Source organism: Roseovarius dicentrarchi, from assembly GCF_003316635.1.
In the GTDB taxonomy this organism is placed as follows: Bacteria; Pseudomonadota; Alphaproteobacteria; order Rhodobacterales; family Rhodobacteraceae; genus Roseovarius; species Roseovarius dicentrarchi.
The window spans coordinates 117,180-140,627 of record NZ_QNQP01000005.1 but is presented as its reverse complement, the minus strand read 5'-3'; the positions used below and the strand labels follow the sequence as shown (position 1 = coordinate 140,627).

25 protein-coding genes are annotated in these 23,448 nt (G+C 60.8%); 5 read left to right on the top strand and 20 right to left on the bottom strand.

Going from position 1 to position 23,448, the window contains the following annotated elements; all coding sequences use genetic code 11:
- Positions 1-15: 15 nt before the first annotated feature.
- From DQ230_RS05370 to DQ230_RS05350, 6 genes are all read right to left on the bottom strand, one after another.
- Entirely contained in the window at positions 16-903 is an 888-nt protein-coding gene (locus DQ230_RS05370) for a LysR family transcriptional regulator (RefSeq protein ID WP_113911583.1), read from the bottom strand.
- A gap of 133 nt (positions 904-1,036) precedes the next feature.
- Complete coding sequence (locus DQ230_RS05365; protein ID WP_113911581.1) at positions 1,037-1,798, bottom strand: amino acid ABC transporter ATP-binding protein; 762 nt, start codon at positions 1,796-1,798, stop codon at positions 1,037-1,039.
- A gap of 11 nt (positions 1,799-1,809) precedes the next feature.
- Positions 1,810-2,478, bottom strand: coding sequence for an amino acid ABC transporter permease (locus tag DQ230_RS05360; protein ID WP_113911463.1), 669 nt, complete (start codon positions 2,476-2,478; stop codon positions 1,810-1,812).
- Between the two features lie 116 nt (positions 2,479-2,594).
- Positions 2,595-3,353: a transporter substrate-binding domain-containing protein gene (locus tag DQ230_RS05355; RefSeq protein WP_113911462.1), complete on the bottom strand. Its 759-nt coding sequence runs from the start codon at positions 3,351-3,353 to the stop codon at positions 2,595-2,597.
- 222 nt (positions 3,354-3,575) lie between these two features.
- A complete protein-coding gene (locus tag DQ230_RS17485; RefSeq protein ID WP_338050496.1) occupies positions 3,576-3,866 on the bottom strand; it encodes a hypothetical protein in 291 nt (96 codons plus the stop codon).
- Between the two features lie 24 nt (positions 3,867-3,890).
- Complete coding sequence (locus DQ230_RS05350; RefSeq protein WP_338050498.1) at positions 3,891-4,700, bottom strand: polysaccharide biosynthesis/export family protein; 810 nt, start codon at positions 4,698-4,700, stop codon at positions 3,891-3,893.
- Positions 4,701-4,973: 273 nt separating this feature from the next.
- On the opposite strand from DQ230_RS05350, the gene DQ230_RS05345 reads away from it, so the two are divergent.
- Positions 4,974-5,954, top strand: a complete 981-nt coding sequence (locus tag DQ230_RS05345; RefSeq protein WP_113911579.1) for an NAD(P)H-dependent glycerol-3-phosphate dehydrogenase — start codon at positions 4,974-4,976, stop codon at positions 5,952-5,954.
- A 4-nt stretch (positions 5,955-5,958) separates the two neighbouring features.
- Here the strand turns inward: DQ230_RS05345 and DQ230_RS05340 are convergent, their stop codons facing one another.
- From DQ230_RS05340 to DQ230_RS05290, 11 genes are all read right to left on the bottom strand, one after another.
- On the bottom strand, positions 5,959-6,564 hold the full coding sequence (locus DQ230_RS05340; RefSeq protein ID WP_113911461.1) for a sugar transferase: 606 nt from the start codon (positions 6,562-6,564) through the stop codon (positions 5,959-5,961).
- Entirely contained in the window at positions 6,561-7,415 is an 855-nt protein-coding gene (locus DQ230_RS05335) for an NAD-dependent epimerase/dehydratase family protein (protein WP_162497372.1), read from the bottom strand. The genes DQ230_RS05340 and DQ230_RS05335 overlap by 4 nt, the downstream gene beginning before the upstream one ends.
- Before the next feature lie 69 nt (positions 7,416-7,484).
- Positions 7,485-8,093 (bottom strand): tetratricopeptide repeat-containing protein, encoded by a 609-nt coding sequence (locus DQ230_RS05330; protein WP_162497371.1) that lies wholly within the window; start codon positions 8,091-8,093, stop codon positions 7,485-7,487.
- Positions 8,044-8,751 (bottom strand): ABC transporter ATP-binding protein, encoded by a 708-nt coding sequence (locus DQ230_RS05325; RefSeq protein ID WP_113911458.1) that lies wholly within the window; start codon positions 8,749-8,751, stop codon positions 8,044-8,046. Before DQ230_RS05325 ends, DQ230_RS05330 begins: the two co-directional genes overlap by 50 nt.
- A complete protein-coding gene (locus tag DQ230_RS05320; protein ID WP_113911457.1) occupies positions 8,741-9,508 on the bottom strand; it encodes an ABC transporter ATP-binding protein in 768 nt (255 codons plus the stop codon). Before DQ230_RS05320 ends, DQ230_RS05325 begins: the two co-directional genes overlap by 11 nt.
- Entirely contained in the window at positions 9,505-10,458 is a 954-nt protein-coding gene (locus tag DQ230_RS05315; RefSeq protein WP_113911577.1) for a branched-chain amino acid ABC transporter permease, read from the bottom strand. Before DQ230_RS05315 ends, DQ230_RS05320 begins: the two co-directional genes overlap by 4 nt.
- Positions 10,451-11,320 (bottom strand): branched-chain amino acid ABC transporter permease, encoded by an 870-nt coding sequence (locus tag DQ230_RS05310; RefSeq protein WP_113911456.1) that lies wholly within the window; start codon positions 11,318-11,320, stop codon positions 10,451-10,453. The genes DQ230_RS05315 and DQ230_RS05310 overlap by 8 nt, the downstream gene beginning before the upstream one ends.
- Before the next feature lie 69 nt (positions 11,321-11,389).
- Positions 11,390-12,682, bottom strand: coding sequence for an ABC transporter substrate-binding protein (locus DQ230_RS05305; RefSeq protein ID WP_113911455.1), 1,293 nt, complete (start codon positions 12,680-12,682; stop codon positions 11,390-11,392).
- Positions 12,683-13,094: 412 nt separating this feature from the next.
- Positions 13,095-14,378 carry an ABC transporter substrate-binding protein gene (locus tag DQ230_RS05300; protein WP_113911454.1) on the bottom strand — a complete coding sequence of 428 codons (1,284 nt, stop codon included), beginning with the start codon at positions 14,376-14,378 and terminating at the stop codon, positions 13,095-13,097.
- 120 nt (positions 14,379-14,498) lie between these two features.
- A complete protein-coding gene (locus tag DQ230_RS05295) occupies positions 14,499-16,049 on the bottom strand; it encodes an alanine/glycine:cation symporter family protein (RefSeq protein WP_113911453.1) in 1,551 nt (516 codons plus the stop codon).
- 16 nt (positions 16,050-16,065) lie between these two features.
- Positions 16,066-16,503, bottom strand: a complete 438-nt coding sequence (locus DQ230_RS05290; protein ID WP_113911452.1) for a universal stress protein — start codon at positions 16,501-16,503, stop codon at positions 16,066-16,068.
- Positions 16,504-16,730: 227 nt separating this feature from the next.
- Here DQ230_RS05290 and DQ230_RS05285 point away from each other — a divergent pair, with 227 nt between their 5' ends.
- Positions 16,731-17,765, top strand: a complete 1,035-nt coding sequence (locus DQ230_RS05285; RefSeq protein ID WP_113911576.1) for a succinylglutamate desuccinylase/aspartoacylase family protein — start codon at positions 16,731-16,733, stop codon at positions 17,763-17,765.
- Positions 17,766-17,783: 18 nt separating this feature from the next.
- Here DQ230_RS05285 and DQ230_RS05280 read toward each other — a convergent pair whose 3' ends face one another.
- On the bottom strand, positions 17,784-18,446 hold the full coding sequence (locus DQ230_RS05280; RefSeq protein WP_113911451.1) for a hypothetical protein: 663 nt from the start codon (positions 18,444-18,446) through the stop codon (positions 17,784-17,786).
- A gap of 318 nt (positions 18,447-18,764) precedes the next feature.
- Here DQ230_RS05280 and DQ230_RS05275 point away from each other — a divergent pair, with 318 nt between their 5' ends.
- From DQ230_RS05275 to dctP, 3 genes are read left to right on the top strand one after another with little or no spacing between them, the layout of a single operon-like run.
- Positions 18,765-19,277, top strand: a complete 513-nt coding sequence (locus tag DQ230_RS05275) for a TRAP transporter small permease subunit (RefSeq protein WP_203228002.1) — start codon at positions 18,765-18,767, stop codon at positions 19,275-19,277.
- Positions 19,274-20,599: a TRAP transporter large permease gene (locus tag DQ230_RS05270; RefSeq protein ID WP_203228001.1), complete on the top strand. Its 1,326-nt coding sequence runs from the start codon at positions 19,274-19,276 to the stop codon at positions 20,597-20,599. The genes DQ230_RS05275 and DQ230_RS05270 overlap by 4 nt, the downstream gene beginning before the upstream one ends.
- A gap of 26 nt (positions 20,600-20,625) precedes the next feature.
- Complete coding sequence (gene dctP / locus DQ230_RS05265) at positions 20,626-21,705, top strand: TRAP transporter substrate-binding protein DctP (RefSeq protein WP_113911450.1); 1,080 nt, start codon at positions 20,626-20,628, stop codon at positions 21,703-21,705.
- 80 nt (positions 21,706-21,785) lie between these two features.
- Here dctP and DQ230_RS05260 read toward each other — a convergent pair whose 3' ends face one another.
- Together DQ230_RS05260 and DQ230_RS05255 are read right to left on the bottom strand one after the other, a co-directional pair.
- Positions 21,786-22,301: a cysteine--tRNA ligase gene (locus DQ230_RS05260; protein WP_203228000.1), complete on the bottom strand. Its 516-nt coding sequence runs from the start codon at positions 22,299-22,301 to the stop codon at positions 21,786-21,788.
- Positions 22,294-23,361, bottom strand: coding sequence for an AAA family ATPase (locus tag DQ230_RS05255; protein WP_113911449.1), 1,068 nt, complete (start codon positions 23,359-23,361; stop codon positions 22,294-22,296). Before DQ230_RS05255 ends, DQ230_RS05260 begins: the two co-directional genes overlap by 8 nt.
- Positions 23,362-23,448: the final 87 nt, after the last annotated feature.

The following is a 23,448-nucleotide window of genomic DNA, read 5'->3' as shown; positions in this document are numbered from 1 at the left end:
GATAGGGAATACCAATCACCGGATATCTGACATCATCCGCGCCTCGTTCAAAAGAGCCTGCAAAGTGGGCGTGTGCGGCTCGCGATAAGGGGCGACAAGCCCAACGCTGGGCGCGGTTGTGGTGCCTGACAGCGGGATCAGACGCAGCGCCTTGCCATGGGTCAGAAAGGCGGCGATGTCGGCGGCAAGGATGGTCAGCCAGTCGCCTTTTTCGACATTTGCCACCAGAACAATGGGCGAATCTGATTCGATCCACGCATCCGGCGTGGCGCCGGCATCCTGAAAATGGCGGTTGATGATTCGGCGGTTCTGGTTTTCGGGCGTCAGAAGGGCCAGCCGCTCCTTCTCCAGCTCTTTCCAGCCGACGGATTCGCGGCCCGCAAATTGCGAGTTTTCACTGCAAACCAGCATATATCGCTCGCGATAGAGCGGTTCGGTACTGACGCGGCCGGTCGGCTCGTTGTCCAGATAGGTGATGCCCGCATCCACATCCAGATTCTCGATCATCGACAGAATCTCGATCGAGGTGCGCGACAACAGGGTCAGCCGGACGCGCGGATTTCGTTCGCTGAACCGCGCCGATAACTGCGCGGCCCAGGTCAGGGCCGTGGGGATGACAGCAACGCGCAGCTGCCCGGTCAAGCCATTCTTTTTAAATCGCATTTCGTCTTTCAGCTGCCGCGCATCCCCAACGATGCGGCGTGCCCATTCCAGTGCGCTGTGCCCTTCGGGCGTCAGCCCGCCGTATTTTGACCCGCGAAAGACCAGCTTGACCCCCAGCTGATCCTCAAGGGTTTTGATGCCCGTGGACAGGGTTGGCTGGGTGATGCCCATATCCTCCGCCGCCTTGCCGAAATGCCTGGCCTTGGCGAGGGCGATGAACATCTCCAATTTGTCCAGCATGACAGCATCTTTCGCGTGATTGAAATCCTCAATCAGCATGACGGTTCTTTGAATATTAATCAAATACAACCGCAGCACGCACGAAAAAGCCCGGCTGGGTCCAGCCGGGCCTGTTGCCGCAAAGAGGCGCTGCCTAGTGCGTCAAAACCCGCGCAAGGAAGCTTTGCGTGCGTTCGTTCTGCGGGCTGTCAAACACGGCGTCGGGCGTGCCCTGCTCGACGATTTCGCCCTTGTGAATGTAAATCACACGGTCCGCGACCTCGCGCGCGAAATTCATCTCGTGGGTGACGATCACCATCGTCATCCCCTCGCGGGCCAGCTCGCGCATGGCGTCCAGCACCTCGCCGATCATCTCGGGGTCGAGCGCCGATGTCGGCTCGTCAAACAGCATCAGGCGTGGCTCCATCGCCAGCGCACGGGCCAGCGCGACGCGCTGTTGCTGGCCGCCCGACAACTGCGTCGGGTGCTTTTCGGCCTGATCGGAAATGCCGACACGTTCCAGCAGGCGGCGCGCGGTTTTCTGCGCCTCCTCGCGGCTGGCGCCGCGTACCTTCATCGGGGCCAGCGTGACGTTGTCCAGCACCGTCATATGCGGGAACAGGTTGAACTGCTGGAACACCATCCCGACCTCGGTGCGGATCTGCTGCAACGCCTGAGACGCCTTGCCATGCGGCTCCAGCTTCTTGCCGTCCACATCGAGGCTGCCGGACTGGAATTCCTCCAGCCCGTTGATGCAGCGGATGAGCGTCGATTTACCCGATCCGCTGGCACCGATGATCACGACCACCTCGCCGGGGGTGACGGACAGATCCACGTCCTTGAGCACGTGCAGGGTGCCGAAATGCTTGTTCAGTTTCTCCATCTTGACGATGGGCTTGGCGTCCTTGTCTGTCATGTTTTTCACGCTCATTGTCCAACCAGCCCCTTGCGTTCCAGAAGGCGCAGGCACACCGACAGCGTCAATGTGATCGCCAGATACATCAGCGCAACCATCAGGTAGACCTCAAGCGCGTTGAAGGTGGTCGCGATGTAGATTTGCCCCTGCCGGACCAGTTCGCCCACGCCGATCACGGCAAACAGCGACGTATCCTTGATGCTGATGATGGCCTGATTGCCCAGCGCCGGGATCATCCGGCGAAACCCCTGCGGCCAGATGATATAGCGGAACGTCTGCGCCCGCGTCAGGCCCAGCGAGACGCCGGCCTCGCGCTGGCCGCGTTCGATGGATTGCACGCCGCCGCGCACCACCTCGGAAATATAGGCGCCGGAGTTGACCGCGATGGCCGCAATACCGGCTGTCAGCGCGTCAATCGGTGACCCCAGCAGCTGCGGCAGGCCGTAGAAGATGAACAAGACCTGCACCAGAACGGGCGTGCCGCGAAACACCTCGATATAAGCGATGGCAGGCACGCGCAGCCATGCGGTGGGGCTGATGCGCATGAGGCCGAAAAGTATGCCGATCAGGAAACCGATGGCGAGGCCGCCGAACGAGATCATCAGCGTGTAAGGCACGCCCTTGAGCAGATAGGGGATGGAGGCGAAAGCCGCCTGCCAGTCAAATTGAAATGAATTCACAAGTCAGGCTCCGGTAGGGAAATATCCGTTGACGTGAAAACCTCCCCGAAGATGCATCCTCGGGGAGGCAGGGCCGCGCATTATGCGGCCATGATCGCAATGCCCGTGGGCAAGGCTTATTCTTCGGCTTTGCCGAACCACTTGGCGTGGATTTCGTCATAGGTGCCGTCTTCGCGCATGGAGGCCAGCGCCTCGTTCACGGCGTCCACACGGTCGCTGCCCTTGGGGAAGGCGATGCCGTACTGCTGGCCCTCATAGAGGGGGCCGACAACCTTGACCCGGCCTTCGCCGCGCGTCTGCGAGAAGTAGCCGACGTTTGGCGCGTCATAGAATACCGCGTCAACGCTGCCGCCGACCAGCGCCATATACATGTCGGCAGAGCCGGGATAGGGCGTGATCGTGGCGTCACTGCCGAATTTTTCGGTCAGGAAATCAAAGCTGGTCGAGCCGATCTTGGTGCCGATCTTCAGCCCGGCCAGATCTTCGACGGCTTTGACGTCGGTGTTGTCCTTGCCAACCAGCAGCTGGAGGCCGCTGTCATAATAGGGATCGGAAAAATCGACGACTTCGCGCCGCTCGTCCGTGATGGTCATGCCGGCAATGGCGATATCCACGTTCCCTGTCTGAAGGGCAGGGATGATACCGTTAAAGTCCATCGTGTTGATATTGGGCGTGAAGCCGGCGCGGTTGCCGATTTCGCGGATGATGTCCATGTCAAAGCCGACCATCTCGCCGGATTCCTGATCCATCATTTCAAACGGAACAAAGCTGGGATCGGTTGCCACGCGCACATCGTCTGCGTTGGCCATTGCGCCCACGGCCATTGCGGCGCTTGCCACGCTGGCCAATGCCATTTTCTTAAAGCTGAATTTCATGTCTCTCTCCCTTTCCAAGGTATTGGCGAGGTCTTAGGTACAGACGGCCCGGACCATGACGAAGCGGCCAGATGGCGTCAAGCCGAAAGCCTGCCGTCAAACGCGGCACAGCCGTACCCCGCGCTGGCATGGTAACCCGGCGCCGCGCCCATCGGTTCCGTGTTTTTGTGCCTCAAAAGGCCGTAAGCGCGGCGTCTTGGGCTGTACGCGGCGCCATCTGCGTCAGTAGTTCTGAACCGTGTTGGCCACACCGAACACGGATCCGACCAGACCCAGAACCGTGCGAACCGATGCAACAGCGGATTCGGTTGCCATAACTGTGTCTTCCGGCTGAATCTGGAATTTGCGCGCGGCAAACAGGCCATCCGCACTGGTGATGTCAAAGGCAAACACGACCTGCGGTTTGCTGGGTCCGGTGCCATCCGGGCGCAAGGCGGAAACGCTGTAATCGCGCAGTACCAGAACGCCCTTGGGGTTGGCACGGCTTTCGGACAGGCCGCCAATGATCGACAATGCCTCAAGCGCTGTGATCTGGTCCTATTCGAATTTGATCAACCGTTCACTGCCGGTTGCGCCAAACGCGGTAAAGTATCGCTGGTCCTCGGTCACAACCACGCTGTCGCCGCCCCGCAGGGTGATGTTATGCGCCCCGTTTCCAAACAGCTGTTCCGCGCGAATGCGGTAGGTGGTGCCGCCCCGTTGCAACTGCACCTGCGGGTTGCGCAAGGTGGGCGCGATGCCGCCGCCCTGCGCGATCAGGCTGAGGATCTTGTAGTTGCGGTCCGGCAAGGGAAAGCTGCCCGGCCGCGCCACGCCGGATACCAGATTGACCGAATTGTTCTGACCCGGCTCCAGCTCCAGCTGGACCTGCGCGGACGGCACGATCAGGCTGAGGCGGTTTTGCACTTCGCGGCGGGCTTGCGCTGGGGTTTGCCCGGTGACCACCACCTCTTCGAGATAGGGAACGAAAATCGTACCGGTCGGCGATACGGTCAGGCCGGGCATGGCAACGGTTTTGCCATCGGCCTGCGTCAGAAGCGAGTTGTCCTGGTTGTCCCAGATCGCCAGGCTGATCTTGTCACCCGGCTGGATAATTGCGCTGCGCGGACCATTCGACGCCTTCGGCCAGTGAAAGCTGTCATTTGTGCCGGTGCTGGGCCAGGTTGCGATTGCCGCTGCGTTGGCGCGTCCCACGCGGATCACTTCATATGTCGGCGTCTCGGCGCGTTCTTCGTTAACGATTTCCGAAGTGATCGCCGCGCCGCGCGGCAGGCCGCAGGCGGGCACGGCAAGCAACATGATCCCCAGAACAGCCCATTTGGCATATTGCCGGGTGGATTTGATCATCTGGCCCACGTCTGAAGTCCTCGCAAAGATGCCGGGCGCCGGGCGCCTGTTATGTCACCTCTACCCTTTGGCCCATACGTCCGACAACCTAAAAAGCCCCAATAAGACCCAACCATCGGCCTGTGGGGCCTGCTGACCACAACGGATAGTGGTCACGCCGGTTCAGCTTTGGCTGGCTAGCCTTTGATCCGGTGCGATTTTTGCGTGGCCGGGGGCAAGGCGCGGCGTTAGCATATGGCGCAGCGGAGTGGCATGAAATGGGCGGAAAGCGGCATGACAGAGAACACGGTGGTTGTGGTTGGCGGCGGGGCGTGGGGCACGGCGCTGGCCTGCGTTGCGGCGCGCGCAGGCCGGCAGGCGATTCTGCTTTGCCGCGATTCTGCCGTGGCAGAGGCGCTGAATACCCGGCGATGCAACCCGCGCTATTTGCCCGATATCATCCTGCCCGACCGGGTTGAGGCGGCGACCGATCAGGCGGTGTTGCAGGGCGCGCCGACCGTCATTCTGGCCATTCCCGCGCAAAGCCTGCGCGGCGCGCTGCCCGCCCTGGCGCGGCAGCTGGCGCCGGGCGCGACATTGATCAACACTGCCAAGGGGATCGAGCTGGGCAGCGGGCTGCCGCTTAGCCGGGTCATTGCGGACATCTGCCCCGATCATCCGCAGGCGATCCTGTCCGGTCCCAGCTTTGCCAGCGATGTCGCGCGGGGCAAGCCGACGGCCGTGACGCTCGCCGCGGGGGACGAGGCGGCGGCGCTGGCGCTGTGCCGCGCGCTAAGCTCGGACAGTTTTCGCGCCTATGCCAGCGACGACATGACGGGCGTTGAAACGGGCGGCGCACTGAAAAACGTCTATGCCATCGCGGCGGGCGTGGTCATCGGCCTTGAATTCGGTGAAAGCGCCAAGGCCGCGCTGATCACCCGCGCCTTTGTGGAACTGCGCCGCATCGGCGCGGCGATGGGCGGGCGGGCACAGACCTATCTGGGCCTGTCGGGCTTTGGCGATCTGATGCTCAGCTGCTCGTCCCCGCAATCGCGCAATTTCGGCTATGGCGTGGCGCTGGGCCGGGGGGAGGATCTGGCCGGGCGCCCCCTGGCCGAGGGGGCGGCAACGGTTCAGATCGCCGGGCGCATCGCGGACGATCATGGCGTCAGCGCGCCCATCCTGAAGGCGACGCGCCAGCTGATCGCGGGTGAAATAGCGCCCAAAGACGCCGTTGAGGGGCTGCTTTCGCGCCCCATCAAGGAGGAGTTCTGACACCTCAGCGCAGGCGGCGGAACACCGTTTTCAGCATGATTTCCCAATCGTAGCAGAACGATCTGTTGCGCTGATATATCAGGTCGATCGCCGCCTTGCGCGGCACGCAGCGCCGGGAATAAACGCGGTCCGTCTCGGCCGCGTCCCGGCAGGGGGCCAGCAGATATTCCTCATGCTCGTGGAAATAAAGCGTGGCCAGCCCGGTGATGCCGGGCCGCGATTTCAGCACCTGCGCATAGATTTCGGGGAACCGCTCGACATAGAGGCGCAGCGGCGGGCGCGGGCCGACGAGGCTGATATCGCCCTTCAGCACGTTCAGGATCTGCGGCAATTCGTCCAGCCGCTTTGCCCGCAGCATCGCGCCGGTGCGCGTCAGGCGATCCCGCTTGTCGCCGCCCGATACGCCGCTGTCGCCCGGATCGGGGCGCATGGTGCGAAATTTGATCAGGCCGAACGCCTGCGTCGGCGTCTTCATCCGCTCGGCAATATAGAATATCGGGCGCCCGTCGCGCACAAGGATCATCACCGCGACCACGATCATCACCGGCAGCAGCAGGGTGCCCAGAAAGATGGCTGATATGATGTCGAAAAACCGCTTGAAGGGGGTCATGCGCGGTCCCTTACCCGGTGGCATTCGTCCAGCATCCGCGCCGCATCGGACGCATCATCGCCAAAGCTGTGCAACCTGCCCAGTGCGGTGCAGTCCAGCGTGATGTTCTGAACAGCATCCGGCGGCGCGGGGCGCGTGACGTATGGCGTGCCGCTGACTTCCAAAAGGGTCTGCATCGCCACCGGCGCGGGCGCGCCGATGTTCAGAACATCGGGGAGCGCCGCGCCCTTGCGCAGCAGCGTCTCAAGCACACGCGCCAGTGTTTCGGGGCCGATATAGCTGCGCAGGGGGCCGTTGCCGTCGCTGAACTGGTCCAGCGCCACGGGATGTGCGTCACTGGCATTCGCGGCGTTCAGCATCAGCGCATCGGCGCCCAGAACATTGCCGATGCGCATCGCACATGCAGGCGCAGTATCCGGCGCCAGCGCGGCGCGCTCGGCCTCATGTTTGGCCTTGGCATAAGGGGTGGCGGGGTTTGGCGCGTCGTCTTCGGTAAAGGGGCGTGCGCTGTCTGTGCCGTAAACGGCAGAGCTTGAGGCGAGCAGGACATGCGCCGCGCTCATCCGCTCTGCGGCATCCATGGCGGCGCGGGCGATCACGGCGTTCTGGTCCAGATCGGCCTCCTCGGACGGGGTGACGCCGGCCAGCACCAGCAGCCGATCGAACGCGCCCTGCGCGGCCAGCGCATCGGCGCCATCCGCCGCGTCCCACTGGATATCGCCGCTGCCGTCCCGCGCCTGCCAGATCAGGTTGAGGGCACGCGGCGGCGCGGCATCCCAGTAGCGGCGCAGCATCCGCCCGACGCGGCCTGTGCCGCCAAGGATCAGCACCCTCAGATCGTCTGTCGCCATGCACCGTCCCTTTTGCAGCATCGGTCGGCACTTTAGCGTAAATCGCGGGCGCCGCCAGTGGCCTGGCGGTCACGGCGCCGCGTCGGGGATCAGCAATGCGGCAGCCAGAACCTTGCGCGTGCCGTCATAGACGGTGGGTTTTTCGCCGCGCCAGCGCGAAAAATGGCGGTGCGGGGCCGGGATGCCATCCATTTGGGCCAGAGTTTCGCTGGTTTCCTCGGCGATGCGCGTCAGTCGCAGTCGCAGGTTGTCCTGATATTGCCCGCGATGCTTGGCCTCCAGCCGCAGGTGGAAGAGGGACGACCGGATGCGCGGGCGGATCTCCATTTCCGCGACCGCCGCCGGGGCCATCTGCCAGCCCTGCCGCGCCAATGCGATCAGCGCGCCGGCGTTGCGCCCGCGCGCAAGCCGCACCATGGCGCGGGCGGCGGGCGCGGTGGCGCGGCGCAGATCGCGCGCATCGAAGCGGCCCCGCGCCAGCGCATCGGCGGCAAAAAACAGCCGCGCGGCGCGGGCCATCCGGCCCGCGCAATACGCCTGATTGCCCGCCTCCATCAGCCGTTCCCACATCAGATCGGCGCGGGTCCAGCCCGATTTCTGCGCCAGCAGCCAGTCGGGATCGCTGCGCTTAAATGCCCAAGTACGCGGCACGGACGGTTTCATTATCGTGTAGCTCATGGGCGGGGCCCTCCATCGCGCAGTTTCCGGTTTCTAGAACATAGGCGTAATCGGCCAACTCCAGCGCCAGCTCGGCGTTTTGTTCGACCAGTACGACAGACAGGCCAGCCGCGTTGATTTCCTCGATAATCACGGCAATCTCCTCGACGATGACGGGGGCAAGGCCCATAGACGGCTCGTCCATCAGCAAAAGCCGCGGCGCGGACATCAAAGCGCGGCCAATCGCCAGCATCTGCTGTTCGCCGCCCGACATGGTCTGCGCGCGCTGGGTGCGCCGCTCGCGCAGCCGTTCGAACCGTTTGAACACATCCTCCAGATCGTTTTCAACGCCGTCCTTGTCACGGCGCAGGAACGCGCCGGTGCGCAGGTTTTCCTCCACCGTCATCTGGGGGAAAATGCGCCGCCCCTCGGGGACATGCGCGATGCCGTGGGCGACCACCTTGGACGCGGGCAGGCCGTCGATGCGCTTGCCCTCAAACGTGATTTCCCCTTTGGTGATCGGCACCATGCCGGACATGGCGCGCAAGGTCGTCGTCTTGCCCGCGCCGTTTCCGCCGATGATGGTGACGATCTTGCCCTCCGGCACCTGAACCGAGATATCGCGGATCGCGTTGATCTTGCCGTAGTTGACGGCGATGTTCTTCATCTCAAGCAACATGGCGTGCGCCCCCAAGATAAGCCTCGATCACGGCGGGATGGTTGCGGATCTCCTTGGGGTTTCCTTCGGCCAGGAATTTGCCAAAGCTCATGCAGGTGATCTTGTCGCACAGACCCATGATGGCCTGCATGTCATGTTCGACCAGCAGGATGGTGGTGCCCGCCTCGCGCAGGCGGCGCATCAGCTCCATCATCTGGCGGGTTTCCTCGGGGTTCATGCCGGTGAACGGCTCGTCCAGCAGCATCAGGTCAGGATGGCTGGCAAAGCAGATCGCCATGCCCAGCGCGCGCTGGTGGCCATGGCTCAGATCGCCGGCGCGCTCGGTCGCCAGATCGCTGAGGCCGAAGAATTTCAGCGCCTCGCGCGCGCGCCCTTCGGCACCTTCGCGGTCCTCCTTGTCCCAGCCGACGATGGCGGCAAAGATGTTCGGGCGGAATGGCATATGGGTGCCGACCAGCACGTTTTCCATCACCGTCATTTCGGCAAACAGCGTCGAGTGCTGAAAGGTGCGCACGACGCCGCGCCGGGCGACCTCGTGCATTTTCAGGCCCGATATATCCTCCTCATGCAGCAGAACCTTGCCGCTGGTGGGGGTATAGAAGCCTGAAATCATGTTGAACGTGGTGGTCTTGCCCGCGCCATTGGGGCCGATCAGCCCGTGGATGGTGCCGTGATCGACCGAAAAGTTCAGCGCATCCACCGCGACCAGACCGCCAAAGCGCATGGTCAGGTCTTCGACTTTGAGAAACTGGGTCATGGTTTGGCTCTCCGCTTGGTGAATTTCTGGACGATGCTTTCCAGCCCGTTGGGCAGGAACAGGATCGAGGCGATCAGGATCGCGCCGTAGATCAGCGGGCGCAGCTGTTCGAACCCCATTTCGCGCAGGACCACCTCATTCAGGATGGTCAGCACGACGCAGCCCAGAATGGGGCCGTAGAACGTGCCGGTGCCGCCGACAATGGCCCATGTCAGCACGAAGACCATGTAATCCAGATCGAAACTGCCCGGATTGATCGTGCCGATATAATGCGCCAGCAGCGCGCCGCCGATGCCCGCAAACCCGCTGGCGACCGCAAAGGCCAGCGTGCGGTAGGCGCGCAGGTTCACGCCCGACGCCTCGGCCAGTTTGTCCTGCCAGTGAACGGCGTGGAAGGTCAGGCCGATGGGGCTGCGTTCGATCCGCCACAGGATCCACAGGCAGATCAGCACGATGAAGCCTGCAAAGTAGAAATAGCTGATCGGCTCGAAGAAATCGAAATTGTAGATGCCGATGCTGAAATCGGGCATCGGGTCGATCCCCTTGATCCCCTTGGCGCCGCCGAACGGGTCGCGGAAATGCTTCCACAGAAGGCGGATAATCTCGCCCGCGGCAAAGCTGCCGATGAGGAAGTAAAACCCCTTCATCCGAAACAGCGGGAAGCTGAGGATGACCGCGATCAGCGCCGCCGTAATGCCGCCCAGCAGCATCGAAATGGGCACATAGATGCCAAGGTTCTTGGTCATCATCGCGCTGGCATAGGCGCCGACGCCCATGATCACCACATGCGCCAGCGACCATTCGCCGGTCAGCGTCAGCAGGCGGTAGGACGACACGACAAGGATGTTGATGGTCAGGAAGACAAGGATTTCCTGCTGCGAAAAGCTGAGGCCATGCGGCAGGGCAAGCAGGGCGACGCCGAAGACGATCCAAATGAGGGCTTTAAGCACGATCCGCACTCCCGAACAGGCCCGTAGGCTTGACGATGAGGACAATCAGCATCAGCGACAGTCCGGTGATATCGGCGATGACACCGCCATAAAACGTGGTCACGAACGTATGTACAAAGGCATAGACGACCGATGCGATGATCGCCCCCTCCAACGATCCGACGCCGCCGACGATGATGACGATGAACGCCGTCACGATTACCGAGTGGCCCATATGCGGATTGACCGAAATCAGCGGTGCGGTCAGCGCGCCGGCGATCCCGGCCAGCCCGGCGCCGATGAACATGGCGATCTTGGCCGTGGCCGCGATGGAAATGCCCTGCAATTCCGCCGCTTGCGGATCCTGCGCCGAGGCGCGCAGCGCCCAGCCGAACCGCGTACGCTTCAGGAAATACCACAGCGCCGACAGCAGCAGCACGGCGGCAATGATCACGTAAACGCGCGCCAGCGGGATGCTGATCGTATCAGACAGCCAGACCACATGTTGCGTCACCGGTGGAATGAACTCCATCCGCACGCCAAAGCCCATGCTGGCCAGTGCCTGAAGGATCATCAGGAACCCGATCGACGCCACCAGACCGCCCAGCGGATTATCCCGCAAGGGGCGGAACAGCGCCCGCTCCATCAAAAGGCCCAGACAGCCGACGAACAGCAGGCCGACAACAACGGCCAGGAAGAACGGCATGTGCATGTCAGCATAGACCGCCACCACGACATAGGCGCCGGCCATGAACAGCTCGCCATGGGCGAAGTTGATCACGCCCATGACGCCGAAGATCAGCACAAGGCCGACCGCAACGAGCGAGATATAGCTTGCCGCATAGACGGCATTCAGGCCTGTCTGGGCCAGAAGATCCAGCATGGGGAAATACTCTCAAATGTGGGGGAAGTGCGGCGCAGGGGAATGCGCCCCCGCGCCGCGAACATGCGATCAGCCGCGCTGATCGTACATCTGGTTATAGGCCTGCATATGCTTGATCAGCAGGTCGCCATGCTGGTCGTACCACTCGGGGATCGACTTGAACGCCTTGATCACCGCCTTGCCATCCTCGATCACGACCACGGGCCAGTCACCGACCAGCGCGTTGTCGATGCCGAACAGCTCGGTGCCCCACCAGACGGCATCGCCAAAGGCATGTTTGCCCTTGCCGCCCTCCTTCATCGCCTCGATCACGGCGTCGGGATCGGCGCTGCCTGCCTTTTCGGCGGCGGCCTTCCACAGGTCCATGATCGACGCATATTCCCAACTGACCGCGCCCCATTCGCCGGGGTGCCGTTCGGCGTAGGTTTGGTAGAACCCGTTCGCATCCTCAAAATTGATGTTGTCGCCCGCCAGCGCCGGATCGTCGAAATCGGGGAACTGGAAGATAAAGCCTTCCATGAATTCCTTGGATGTCTTGGCGATCATCTGGTCGTAGAAATCAGCGGTCGCGCTGATCATCTTGCCCTTGTAGCCCTGCTGGAACAGCTGTTCGCAGATCGGATGCACGAAATCGGAATAGCAGGTATCAAGGCAGATGATATCGGGATTTGCCGACAGCATGCGCGTCACGATCGGCGCAAAATCGGTGGTCGCGGGGTCAAACAGCAGCGGCTCTTCCAGAACCTCGATCCCGCGCGCCTCGAATGCGGCCAGATAGGTGGCGACCGATGGCAGGCCCAGCGCATCGTCCTGCGCGCAGATCACCGCCGTCTTGGCGTCGGGATATGTGTCGGCCAGATAGTCAACACCGGTGACCACATAGATCGGGTGGACCTCTGCGGGGGCCACCAATGTTTCGCTGTCCGGGCTCAGGTCAGACGGCAGCAGGGTTGAAAACAGCATGCCTGTCTTGTCGGCGACCGGCTGCACGCCCGGCCATGTATCGCCGCCCAGCATCATGACAAAGCTGACACCATCCTCGCGGATCAGCTTGGTCGCGCCGGTGCGTGCCTTGGCCGGATCGTATTCGTTGTCGTAGCTGACAAATTCAACCGGGTGTTTGCCATCCGACAGCTCGATCCCGCCGGCGGCATTGACCCGCTCGGCCCAGATCATGCAGCCGTCAAGGCCGGGCTTGCCCCAGGCCGCCGTCGCGCCGGTCAGGGGCGCCAGAAAGCCGATCTTGATCGGCTCGCCCGCGGCCAGCGACACGCTGGGCAGGGCGGCGCCGACGGCGGTGATCGCGGTGCTTTTCAAAAAGGTCCGGCGCGACAGGCCGGCGGCCATAATCTTGGAAATCATTTGGTTTCTCCCCGTGTTGAGGCCGCGCATGGACGCGGCGCATATTTTGGACACCGGGCGATGTGATGCGGTCAGCCTCCGGGGCGCAGGGGTGCGCCCGGCAAGTCCGAGGGTCAGTTCGCGCCGATCTCGATCAAAGCGTAACAGCGGGTTGGTTGCGCAATCAAGAAACTTTGTTTCACTTTGGTTCATAAAATTGAACCAATTATGCCAGCGGCGATGCCGCGCCGGAATAAAATTTTCACAAAGGTCAGTTATTATATAGACTTAGGACAAAATGACGCAGGGCGTGATGGTCGCGTCGGGGGAACCAATTTTTATACCGAAAATCCCCGATATCGCCTGTCGCCCTGTGCCAATGGCAGCGCCCGGCGCCCCGGAGGCGCAGAATCCAGCGCCTTCGGGCGCAGACTCAGCCACCGCCGAATGCCCATCCGCCCTTGGTCAGGCGCTGCTCCCATAGCTGGCCCAGATCGGACATCTCGCTGCGCAGCAGGCTTTCGTGCCGCTTCAGCCATGCGGGGATCGAGCCGAATTCGGTAATGCGCGCCTTGCCGTCCTGCACGGTGACAACCGGCCAGTCGCCCACCAGCGCATTCGAGATGCCGAACATCGCGTCGCCCCACCACTGCGCGGGGCCAAAGGCGTGCGTGACCTGCCCGGATTGTTTCATGGCCGCCAGAACCGAACCGGGCGCAAGGCTGCCCGCCTTCTCGACGGCGGCCTGCCAGATTTCCAGCGTGGCCACATATTCCCACGAAACCGCGCTCCAACTGTCTGGAAAGCGGCGCTGATACTCCTCAAAAAACTTGTCAGGCTGGTGAAAGAAAAACGCCTTTTCGCGCAGCATCGGGTCGTCAAAGTCCGGGAACTGAAACACCGTGCCTTCCATGAATGCGGCTGACGTGTGCGCCACCAGTGCCGGGTAATTGTCCAGCGTGCAGGAAACAATCTGACCATCAAAACCCTTGGCGTGGGCATATTCTGTCAGTGCATGGACCATCGGTGTATAGCTGGTGGACCAGCACAGGATGTCGGGCGCCTCCTCCAGCATGGCATCAACGATGGCGGCGGCATCGGTCTGGTCCGGCGGGTACTGAATTTCCTTGACCAGATCGATCCCCGCCGCCTTGAACGCGGCGCGGTACGTGGCCAGCGATGGCAGGCCCAGCGCATCGGTCTGACTGCAAATCGCCGCCGTCTTCAGCGTGGGCCGGGTTCGCGCCAGCCAGTCGATGCTGGTGACGTTGTAGATCGGGTGCAATTCGCTGGGCGCGATCAGCAGGGGCGTGTCAGGCGACAAATCTGACGGAAGCAGCGTTGAGGTCAACACCTTTGACCGCATCAGAAAATCCCGCACCGGGGTAAACGTGTCGCCGCCCAGCATCATCAGCAGCGCCACATTGTGCCGCTGCACCATCAGCCGCGCGCCTTCCATCGAATGATCGGGGTCATAGCCGCAATCGAACGCGTGGATGCGGACCGGATGACGCTGCCCGTCGATCAGCAGCCCGCCCGCCGCGTTCAGCCAATCCTCCCAGATGCGCGCGCCGTTCAGGCCGGGCAGGCCCCAGCTTTGGACCGGGCCGCTCATCGGCCCCAGAAACCCGATATTCACGACATCGCGCGCGCCCGCGCTGAGGCGGGGCAGGGCGCTGCGCACGGCAAGCCGATGGGCGAAACTTGATCCTGACATATCTCGGCTCCTACCGGCGCGCGCTGTCATGCTGCGCCATATCTTTCATCTTCCTTGAGATACTCAAAAAACACCCGCGCTGAAACGCGGGTGTTTTCGCTGGTATGAACAGGCCGTCCGTCAGTGAGCGTAAGACTTGATTTCGCCCGATTTCAGCCGCCCCGAATAGGAGTTCAGCTCGCGCCGGACCAGCTTCATCATGAAGTAGAGCGAGAAGATGTTCACAACCGCCATGGAGAAGATGGCCGCATCCGAAAAGTCGATGACAGGCCCCAGATTGGCGGCGGCGCCGATCACGACAAAGACGCAGAAGATCACCTTGAAGGTCAGCTCGGATCCCTTGCCCTCGCCAAACAGATAGGTCCACGCCTTCAGGCCATAATAGCTCCACGATATCATGGTGGAAAAGGCGAACAGAACCACCGCAATGGCCAGAACATAAGGGAACCAGCTGATCGACGATCCAAAGGCCGCCGACGTCAGCGCGACGCCGGACGTGTCGCCAACCGTGGCAATAGCCGTACCCGCCTCGTTCAGCATGTAGGTGCCGGTGGCGTCGTCAATCAGCAGCTGGCCCGAAATCGTGATGACCAGCGCCGTCATCGTGCAGATAACGACCGTGTCGATAAGTGGCTCCAGCAGCGATACGAAACCTTCCGTGATCGGCTCTTTGGTGCGCACGGCGGCGTGCGCAATCGCGGCCGAGCCGACGCCGGCCTCGTTGGAGAAGGCCGCCCGCTTGAACCCCTGGATCAGCGCCCCGACAAAGCCGCCGGCAACCCCCAGACCGGTGAACGCCCCGACAAAGATCTGGCCAAAGGCCCAACCGATCATGTCATAGTTCATCGCGATGATGATCAATGACGCGCCGACGTAAAGGATGCCCATGAACGGCACCACCTTTTCGGTGACACGCGCGATGGATTTGATCCCGCCGACGATGACGGCAAAGACAACCCCCGCGAAAATTATGCCGGTGATCCAGCCGGGAAACTCCCCGACGATCCCCTCGATCTGGGCATGAGCCTGATTGGCCTGAAACATGTTGCCGCCGCCCAAGGCGCCAAGGATGCAGAAGATCGAAAACAGAATGGCCAAAAATCCGCCGCCCGGCAGGCCCAGCTCGCTGAAACCCTTCTTCATGTAATACATCGGGCCGCCCGACACGGTGCCGTCCGGATATTCGTTGCGGTATTTTACCGCCAGCGTACATTCGGTAAACTTGGACGCCATGCCCAGCAGCCCGGCCAGGATCATCCAGAACGTCGCGCCCGGCCCGCCGATCCCCACCGCCACTGCAACGCCCGCGATATTGCCAAGGCCCACAGTACCCGATAGCGCCGTGGTCAGCGCCTGAAAGTGACTGACCTCACCCGCGTCATTCGGGTCGGAATAGTCACCCTTGACCAGCTTGATCGCGTGGCCGAAAAACCGAAATTGAACAAAGCCGAAATAGAGCGTGAAAACAGTCGCGCCCACAACCAGCCACAGCACGATCCATGGGAAGGACGTGCCGGGAAACGGCGCAAAGATAAGGTTTACAAAGGGTCCCGTGGCGGTGGCAAAGGCGGCGTTGACCTTCTGGTCAAGCGTTGCTGCCTCCTGCGCGATGGCGCCAGCGGGGGCGATGATGGCCGCTGCGGTCAGCAGGGCCTTGTGAAATACACTCATAGGTAGGTTCCTGACATCAGCTGACGACGGTGACGGGCACGGGCGAGCTCATCACGAGGTTTGAGGTGGAGCCGCCGAAAATCCGCTTGGCAAAGCCGCCTTCGGAGGCGCGCGCGACAATGATCTGATCCGCGTTTTCCTGCTTGGAAATTGCGATCAGCGCGTCTGACACATCGCCGTGGCGCACCACGCCGCGGATGGTTCTGCCGCTGCCGCTGACCTTTTCGATGGCGGGGTTTATCACCCGGTCCAGCGCGATCTGGATCTCTTCTTCGCGGCGTTTATGGCGCGCGGCGTTCTCTTCTGCCGTCTGAAATGAAAATGGCGACCATTCGATAATGTAGGCCACCACCAGCTCGCAATCTCCGATAAGTTCGGCCAGCCGTCGCGCATGGTCCAGCGCCCGCTCGCCCGAGGCGTGGCCATCAAGGCCCACCAACAGTGTCGTTGTCATTGTGCATACCCTCCCGGTTCAACGACCGCTTGGCCTTGTGCCGGCCCCTGCTGTGCAGCGCGTCTGGTGGCGCAGCTTGAAGGGTCGAAAGCGGCGGACGACTCGGACGGTAGCAGAAAAACAGCAATCGCGATCTTGTTTTATTGACCGGGGCGCACGGTTGGGCGCATAGACAGGCGCGGTCAAAGGGCATGCGCCCTGCACCGGTCGCCGCAGTCGGAGGGATTATGCCGGACATCACGCCGTTTCAGATCGCAGGCCACAGCATCGCCGCCGGCACGCGCGAGACTGTCGAAATTCCGGTCAGCACGCTGTCGGATCACACGCCCGTCACGCTGTCCGTGCATGTGATCCACGGGCGCAAACCCGGCCCGGTCATGTTTGTCTCGGCCGCCATTCACGGCGACGAGGTGATCGGCGTCGAGATTGTGCGCCGCCTTTTGCGCGCCGCGCCGATGAAATCGCTGGCGGGGACGCTGCTGGCGGTGCCGATTGTCAACACTTATGGATTCCTGAACCATTCCAGATACCTGCCGGACAGGCGCGATCTGAATCGCTGCTTTCCGGGCGGGGCGGGCGGGTCCATGGCGTCGCGGCTGGCGGATATTTTCATGCGCGAGGTCGTCTTGCGCGCGGATGTCGGGATTGATCTGCATTCGGCGGCGATCCACCGCAGCAACCTGCCGCAAATCCGCCTGACCCCCGGTAACGAACGGATTGCCGCGCTGGGCCGGGCGTTTGGCGCGCCGGTCATGCTGAAGTCGAAACTGCGCGACGGATCGCTGCGCATGGCCGCCGAGGAGGCGGGCATCGACGTGCTGCTGTTCGAGGCCGGCGAGGGGCTGCGATTTGACGAACTGGCGGCACGGTCGGGCATGGCGGGCATCCTGCGGGTGATGCAATCCTTGGGGATGGTGGGGCAAAAAGGCGTGCCCAAGGCCCGCACGCCGACGGTGATGTGCGCCGGATCACGCTGGTTTCGCGCGCCTGTCGGCGGGCTGTGCCGCAGCTACCGCGCCATTGGCGATGCGGTGGATGCGGGCACCGTTCTGGGCGCGATTTCAGACCCCTTTGGCGAGGTCGAGCAGGAGGTGATCTGCGACGAGGCCGGTATCGTCATCGGGCGCAGCAACATGCCGGTTGTCTATGAGGGCGAGGCGCTGTTTCACGTTGCCAGCACCCCGCGCGGCGAGGCGGCGGCGGACGGCGTCACCGCGCAGATGGACGCGGCGCCGCTGTTTGACGAGGACGAGATCCTCTAACGCGTTTCGCGAAACGCGCTAGCGCGTCTTGCCGGGGTTCTGCGGTATCAGGAAAATCGACAGGACGACCATGCTGAAGATCAGCTCGTAGACTTCCCATTTCCGCTCCACGTCCAGCACCGCGATGATGATGCTGGCCACCAGCGCGATGACCGCATGTTTCATCCATGGCACGGGCACGGCCATGCGGTCGGCCAGCGCCGCGATGCGCCCGCCCTTGGGATAGACCAGCGGCAGACCGACCAGATACAGCAGGATGCAGATCGTCAGCACCGGCCCGAACAGCGATTTGGTCAGATGGACATCGCCAACCACCAGATTGTGCAGGTTCGTCTCATACTGCTTGTTGTTTTGCTGGAAAAATTCGCCCGACTCCCAGCCGACAATGCGCTGGCCCCAGGATATCTCCTCGCCCGCGGCCATGAAGAACAGCAGCGCATAGAACACGGTCAGCCCCGCCGCCCCGCGCCGCCCGCTGCGCCACAGTGACGCGGCATGGGTGGCCAGAACGATGCTGGCGATCAGCAGGAACAGGGCGGTGGCATACTCCACCGGTCCGTCTTCGGCCGCGAAAACCAGCGTAAAAAACGATGGATTGGCGAAGGCCAGAACGATGGTGGCAATCAGGATCAGCGCGATCGCAGGTATCAAGGCGCTGTCGATTTTGCGGATAAGGCTCATGGCGCATCCTTTGACGTCAGAATATGAGCGTGTCGGCCAAGCGCCGCGAATGCAGCAAAAGCCGGGGCTTGTAACCGCCAGCGTGTAAGCCAGCCCGCGCCGCGCATCAAGACCATTCGCCGCCTGCCCGCCTGCCTTCCCCTAGGGAAGCCGCACTGCGGCGTCTTGCAATCGCGCGCAGAAACAACAAGATTGCCCCCAAAGCGGGACAGCCGCCGCGGCGCGCCCGGTGCGGCGCATATGGGCGCGCAGGTTACGCAAGGAAAAACGGCCCCAAAGAGGCCGATCCGCCATCGGAGAGACAAAAGTGGACCATAAATGCTGATAGTAATCCGGGCCATAGATGCCCTGAACGAAGTTGTCGGGCGCATCGTGTCGGTTGTCGCGATTTTATTTGCAAGCATAATCATTTACGATGTGGTCATGCGTTATGCGTTCAACGATCCGACGCGCTGGGCCTTTGATATCTCCAAGCAGATGTTCGGTTTTTATTTCGTGATGCTGGGCGGCTATGCGCTGCGCCACAAGGCGCATGTGCGGGTCGATATCCTGACCGAACGGTTCAGCCGCGGCGCGCAGCGGATTGTCGACATTCTCGGTTATCTCATCTTTTTCTTCCCGTTTACCTATGTCTTTACCACCCGGTCATGGGATTTCGCCATGAAATCATGGAACCAGGGCGAGACGACATATGGCGCCATCCAGATGCCGGTCTATCCGCTGAAAATTGCCATGTTCGTTGCGGCGGTCCTGCTGCTGCTTCAGGGCATCGCAGAGGTTTTGAAAATCATCCTCGACGTTGACACGACATCCGAAGAGGTGATGCAATGAACCCCGAACTGATTGCCCTGCTGATGTTTGGCCTGTTGCTGACGGGTCTGTTCATGGGCCACCCGCTGGCCCTGGTTCTGGGCGGCACGGCCGTTCTAACGGCTGTGATCACCGGCAAAACCATGGTGCTGGGCATCGTCATCAACCGTATTTTCGGCGATGTGCTGGACAATTACACCCTGATCGCCATTCCGCTATTCGTTCTGATGGCGCGGTTTCTGTCGGATTCCGGCGTCACCGACCGAATGTTCGAGGCGCTGCGCCTGCTGCTGAGCAATGTGCGCGGCGGACTTGCGCTGGCGGTGGTGTTCATTTCCATCCTGCTGGCCGCGACCACCGGCATCATCGGCGCGTCGATCACCGTGATGGGCGTGATGGCGCTGCGGCCCATGCTGCAATACGGCTATGCGCCGACGCTGACGACCGGCGTGATCGCCGCTTCGGGCTGCCTTGGCATCCTGATTCCGCCGTCGATCATGCTGATCCTGATGGCCAGCTATTCACCGCTGACGGTGGGCGATCTGTTTGCCGGCTCGATGATTCCCGGCGTCTTGCTGGGCCTCAGCTATGCCGTCTATGTCTATGTCATTTCGGTGTTCCGCCCCGATCTGGCCCCGTCCGTTCAGCAGGAAGAAAAGATTTCACGCCCCGCCCTGATCCGCATGCTGCTGGTCGAGGCGATGCCGCCGCTGGTGCTGATCTTCGGCATCCTCGGCTCGCTTCTGGCGGGGATCGCCACGGCGACCGAGGCATCGGCGATTGGTGCGGGACTTGCCCTTCTGATCGTCATATCGCGGGGCCGTTTCCGCCTGCGCACCTTCTACGGCGCCATGCTGGAGACCGGGCGCACCTCGGCCATGATCCTGTTCATCGTCGTCGGCGCGACCGCCTTCACCGGCGTGTTCAACATCACCGGCGGCCTGCGCGCCACGCAGGAAATCATCCGCGCGCTGGATATGGAGCCGTGGCTGCTGATCGCGATGATGATGTTCATCGTCTTCATTCTGGGCGCGTTCCTTGACTGGACCGGCATCGTGCTGCTGTCCTTCCCCATCTTCCTGCCGATCGTGCAGGAAATGCCGGATGTCAGCCTGCTGTGGTTCGTCGTCCTGATGGCCGTCGTGCTGCAAACATCGTTCCTGACGCCGCCATTTGGATATGCGCTGTTCTACTTGCGCGCCATCGCGCCAAAGGAAGTGCGCACCGGCCACATCATCCGCGGCGTGCTGCCGTTCATCGGATTGATCGTGGCGATGTGTGTGCTGGTCGCTGTCTTTCCGCCGCTGGTGGAATGGCTGCCAAGCGTTCTTTACGCCAATTAAAATGCTACCAAAAAGGGAGAGTAAGCATGACTAAACTCACAATTCTGGCCGCCGCTGCCAGCGCCGCAATCGCGGGGCAGGCGATGGCACAGGACAGCTGGACCATGACCACCACATGGCCCTCGTCGCTGGAGCTGATCGAAACGGACAAGAAATTCGTCGAGCTGGCCAACAAGCTGACCAAGGGCGAGCTGACCATCGAATTCTTCGAAGGCGGATCGCTGGTGCCCTCGGGCGAGGTGTTCGGCGCGGTCGAATCCGGCACCGTGCAGGCGGGCGCCGACTGGCCCGGTTACTGGGCCGGCCGTGATGCGGCATTTTCCGCGCTGGCCACCACGCCGTCGCTGTTCAACGCGGTGGATTACGCCAACTGGATCCTCGAATGGGGCGGCGCGGAAATCTACAATGACATCTACGGCCAGTTCGGCATGGTCTATCTGCCCTACGGCCTGACCAACAACGAATCGGGCTTCCGCACGAACGAGCCGATCCGCAACCTGGACGACCTGCAAGGCAAGCGCCTGCGCCTGTCGGGCCTTGAGCAGGGCAAACTGCTGGAGCGTCTGGGCGGCAATCAGGTGTCGATGGCGGGCGGCGAAATCTATCAGTCGCTGGAGCGCGGCGTGATCGACGGCGCCGAATTCTCCACCCCCAACGTGGATTGGTCGGGCGGCTTTCAGCAGGTCACGAAATACTGGGCGACACCGGGCTGGCACCAGTCCGCATCGGTATTCGGCGTGATGATCAACAAGGACGCGTGGGACGCCCTCAGCGAGGAAACCCGCGAGAAACTGCAAATCGCGGCAGACGCCACGATGATGTGGTCGCTGGCCTTCACCGAAAAGCGCGCGACCGAAGCCTACGCCAAGTTCGACGAGGCGGTCGAAATCAACCGCTACGACGACGAGACGCTGGCGAAAGTGCAGGAAATGGCCAACGAGGTGATCGTCGAAGTCTCCTGCGAGAACCCCAACTCGGCCAAGGTCTATGTGTCGATGCTGGAGTATCTGGCCGACTATTCCCAGTGGCGCGACGCCTCCGCCCCGTTCAATCTGGGTCGGACACCCAATGGGCCGGATGTGCAGGCGATCAAGGACTGCATGTAAGCGGTTTGAGGCGCTTCGCGTAAGAGATGGAGAGGCCCCCGCGATGAGCGGGGGCTTATTTAAGTTTAGAAATTCCCAAACTAAATACTAACAACTGTCCCGAGGTCGGGTGGAAAGCTGCGAATGTTGGTGATTACCGTATGTGGATCGGCAAATCTAATTTTTTGTTTGAGCTTTATTGACAAGTTTGCTGGGTCAATCGAAGTGGGGAAAAGACGGCTTGGATTTTTGGGCTGTTCAAGGTGAAGAGCAATACGCAACTTTTTGCATTTCAAAGCAGCTCGAGAGATACTACTCTCTTCTAGGTTTGTGGCGAAATGCTTTGCGCTCATTAAACCGGCCATTGTATCTCTGACCTTCTCTGCAATATCGTCAGCTAGTTCACTAGGGTTGGTTCGAGGATGTCTACGGAAATCCTTCACTTCAATCAGCCACAAAGTGGACCCTTTTGAAACTAAGAAATCAACTGCTTTGGAAGAACCGCAAGCTCTTTGAAATTGGTTGCGATAATGCGACCAATCATCATATTTCGAAGCAAATCCGACATCAGTGAATCGGAAGGATAAACCTCCTTCATCAATAGTAATATCAGGCATTGTTCTGAGCTTCTAGATATCTGTCTGATTGGTATAGTTCCTCATCCAGTAGCACAAGTGTTTTTAATTCTTCTATTGTGCTGCCTTGCTCGAGTGTGGAGATCTCATCATCTCCCGATGCTGCAAGCGAGAAATATTTTGAATAGCTTTTTTTTGCTTTATTGTCTGTAAGTATAGATATTTCACGCAACAAGAAAACTGAGTGAGTTGCCATAAAAACCTGAATTCCCTGTTCTGCTAATCCAACAATAACTGAGGCGAGAACTTTTATTAGTTTTGGATTTAAGTTAGTTTCAGGTTCGTCCCAGAATAAATAGCCTTGCTCTAATAGTATTCCTGTACTAATCAGCCTCGCTAGCATAGCAAACTTGCGCAGGCCCTCCGCAACTAGCGCGGCTTCCATTCGCCCACCATTAACTCTCAGAAAGAAACGACCATTCGCGTCCACTTCGACTTTTCCACCCATCGCATTTTCGATTGGCAAAAGAACATCCCTGATTTTTGATTCTCGAGGGCCACGTAAACTCGGTGAGCCGAGCAAACTAACTGTATCTCGCCAAGTCTTTTCAAAAGGAACGCTATACGAATCGTACAAAGGAACGAACCAAGGGCAAAGAGTGATGAGTTCTCTTGTGGGAATGAACACTGGATATCTATCAATATCCCCTGTAGGTACTTGGAGTAAATCAACTTGTGATCTGGAGTTGGTCGCAAATCCAAACTTTATATCCTGAGATGCATCTTTAAAGCAAACTGTGACCTCCGCTCGACTTCTTCCCTGCTGTCGCTTCACTAGTCGGCCAAGGCTGTCGGGTCGCATGTTGCCAATCAGTTCCTCGGCCAATCGTTTCTCAAGTTGGCTCTTGCTACCTCTGTCTGTCTGTACGCCGTGAATCAGATTGGATTCCGGTGAGCGCGCTTTGAGAACGGAATATAGTGCCTTTAAAACATGCGATTTTCCCAGCCCGTTTTCTCCAACAATGATGTTGAGGCCTCGTGAGAAAGTCCATTCCCCACTGGGAACGCTTGTAAAGTTAGAAAATGTGGCGCTTTTAAGCATGGTGCGTTCAAATTTGATACCGGTTACTGCACCTTGACGTGTAATTAGGAGTGATGCAACCGCAGTCCTGCGATAGCCTCAGTCGAT

Bases quoted from the DNA above. Each gene is read 5' to 3' on its own strand.
- DQ230_RS05320 (WP_113911457.1), bottom strand. From the start codon at position 9,508: ATGACCCAGTTTCTCAAAGTCGAAGACCTGACCATGCGCTTTGGCGGT.
- DQ230_RS05255 (WP_113911449.1), bottom strand. From the start codon at position 23,361: ATGCTTAAAAGCGCCACATTTTCTAACTTTACAAGCGTTCCCAGTGGG.
- DQ230_RS05300 (WP_113911454.1), bottom strand. From the start codon at position 14,378: ATGTCAGGATCAAGTTTCGCCCATCGGCTTGCCGTGCGCAGCGCCCTG.
- DQ230_RS05365 (WP_113911581.1), bottom strand. From the start codon at position 1,798: ATGACAGACAAGGACGCCAAGCCCATCGTCAAGATGGAGAAACTGAAC.
- DQ230_RS05275 (WP_203228002.1), top strand. From the start codon at position 18,765: ATGCTGATAGTAATCCGGGCCATAGATGCCCTGAACGAAGTTGTCGGG.
- DQ230_RS05290 (WP_113911452.1), bottom strand. From the start codon at position 16,503: ATGACAACGACACTGTTGGTGGGCCTTGATGGCCACGCCTCGGGCGAG.
- DQ230_RS05295 (WP_113911453.1), bottom strand. From the start codon at position 16,049: ATGAGTGTATTTCACAAGGCCCTGCTGACCGCAGCGGCCATCATCGCC.
- DQ230_RS05260 (WP_203228000.1), bottom strand. From the start codon at position 22,301: ATGCCTGATATTACTATTGATGAAGGAGGTTTATCCTTCCGATTCACT.
- DQ230_RS05350 (WP_338050498.1), bottom strand. From the start codon at position 4,700: ATGATCAAATCCACCCGGCAATATGCCAAATGGGCTGTTCTGGGGATC.
- DQ230_RS05305 (WP_113911455.1), bottom strand. From the start codon at position 12,682: ATGATTTCCAAGATTATGGCCGCCGGCCTGTCGCGCCGGACCTTTTTG.
- DQ230_RS05330 (WP_162497371.1), bottom strand. From the start codon at position 8,093: ATGAGCTACACGATAATGAAACCGTCCGTGCCGCGTACTTGGGCATTT.
- dctP (WP_113911450.1), top strand. From the start codon at position 20,626: ATGACTAAACTCACAATTCTGGCCGCCGCTGCCAGCGCCGCAATCGCG.
- DQ230_RS05310 (WP_113911456.1), bottom strand. From the start codon at position 11,320: ATGCTGGATCTTCTGGCCCAGACAGGCCTGAATGCCGTCTATGCGGCA.
- DQ230_RS05285 (WP_113911576.1), top strand. From the start codon at position 16,731: ATGCCGGACATCACGCCGTTTCAGATCGCAGGCCACAGCATCGCCGCC.
- DQ230_RS05335 (WP_162497372.1), bottom strand. From the start codon at position 7,415: ATGGCGACAGACGATCTGAGGGTGCTGATCCTTGGCGGCACAGGCCGC.
- DQ230_RS05280 (WP_113911451.1), bottom strand. From the start codon at position 18,446: ATGAGCCTTATCCGCAAAATCGACAGCGCCTTGATACCTGCGATCGCG.
- DQ230_RS05270 (WP_203228001.1), top strand. From the start codon at position 19,274: ATGAACCCCGAACTGATTGCCCTGCTGATGTTTGGCCTGTTGCTGACG.
- DQ230_RS05370 (WP_113911583.1), bottom strand. From the start codon at position 903: ATGCTGGACAAATTGGAGATGTTCATCGCCCTCGCCAAGGCCAGGCAT.
- DQ230_RS05355 (WP_113911462.1), bottom strand. From the start codon at position 3,353: ATGAAATTCAGCTTTAAGAAAATGGCATTGGCCAGCGTGGCAAGCGCC.
- DQ230_RS05345 (WP_113911579.1), top strand. From the start codon at position 4,974: ATGACAGAGAACACGGTGGTTGTGGTTGGCGGCGGGGCGTGGGGCACG.
- DQ230_RS05325 (WP_113911458.1), bottom strand. From the start codon at position 8,751: ATGTTGCTTGAGATGAAGAACATCGCCGTCAACTACGGCAAGATCAAC.
- DQ230_RS05340 (WP_113911461.1), bottom strand. From the start codon at position 6,564: ATGACCCCCTTCAAGCGGTTTTTCGACATCATATCAGCCATCTTTCTG.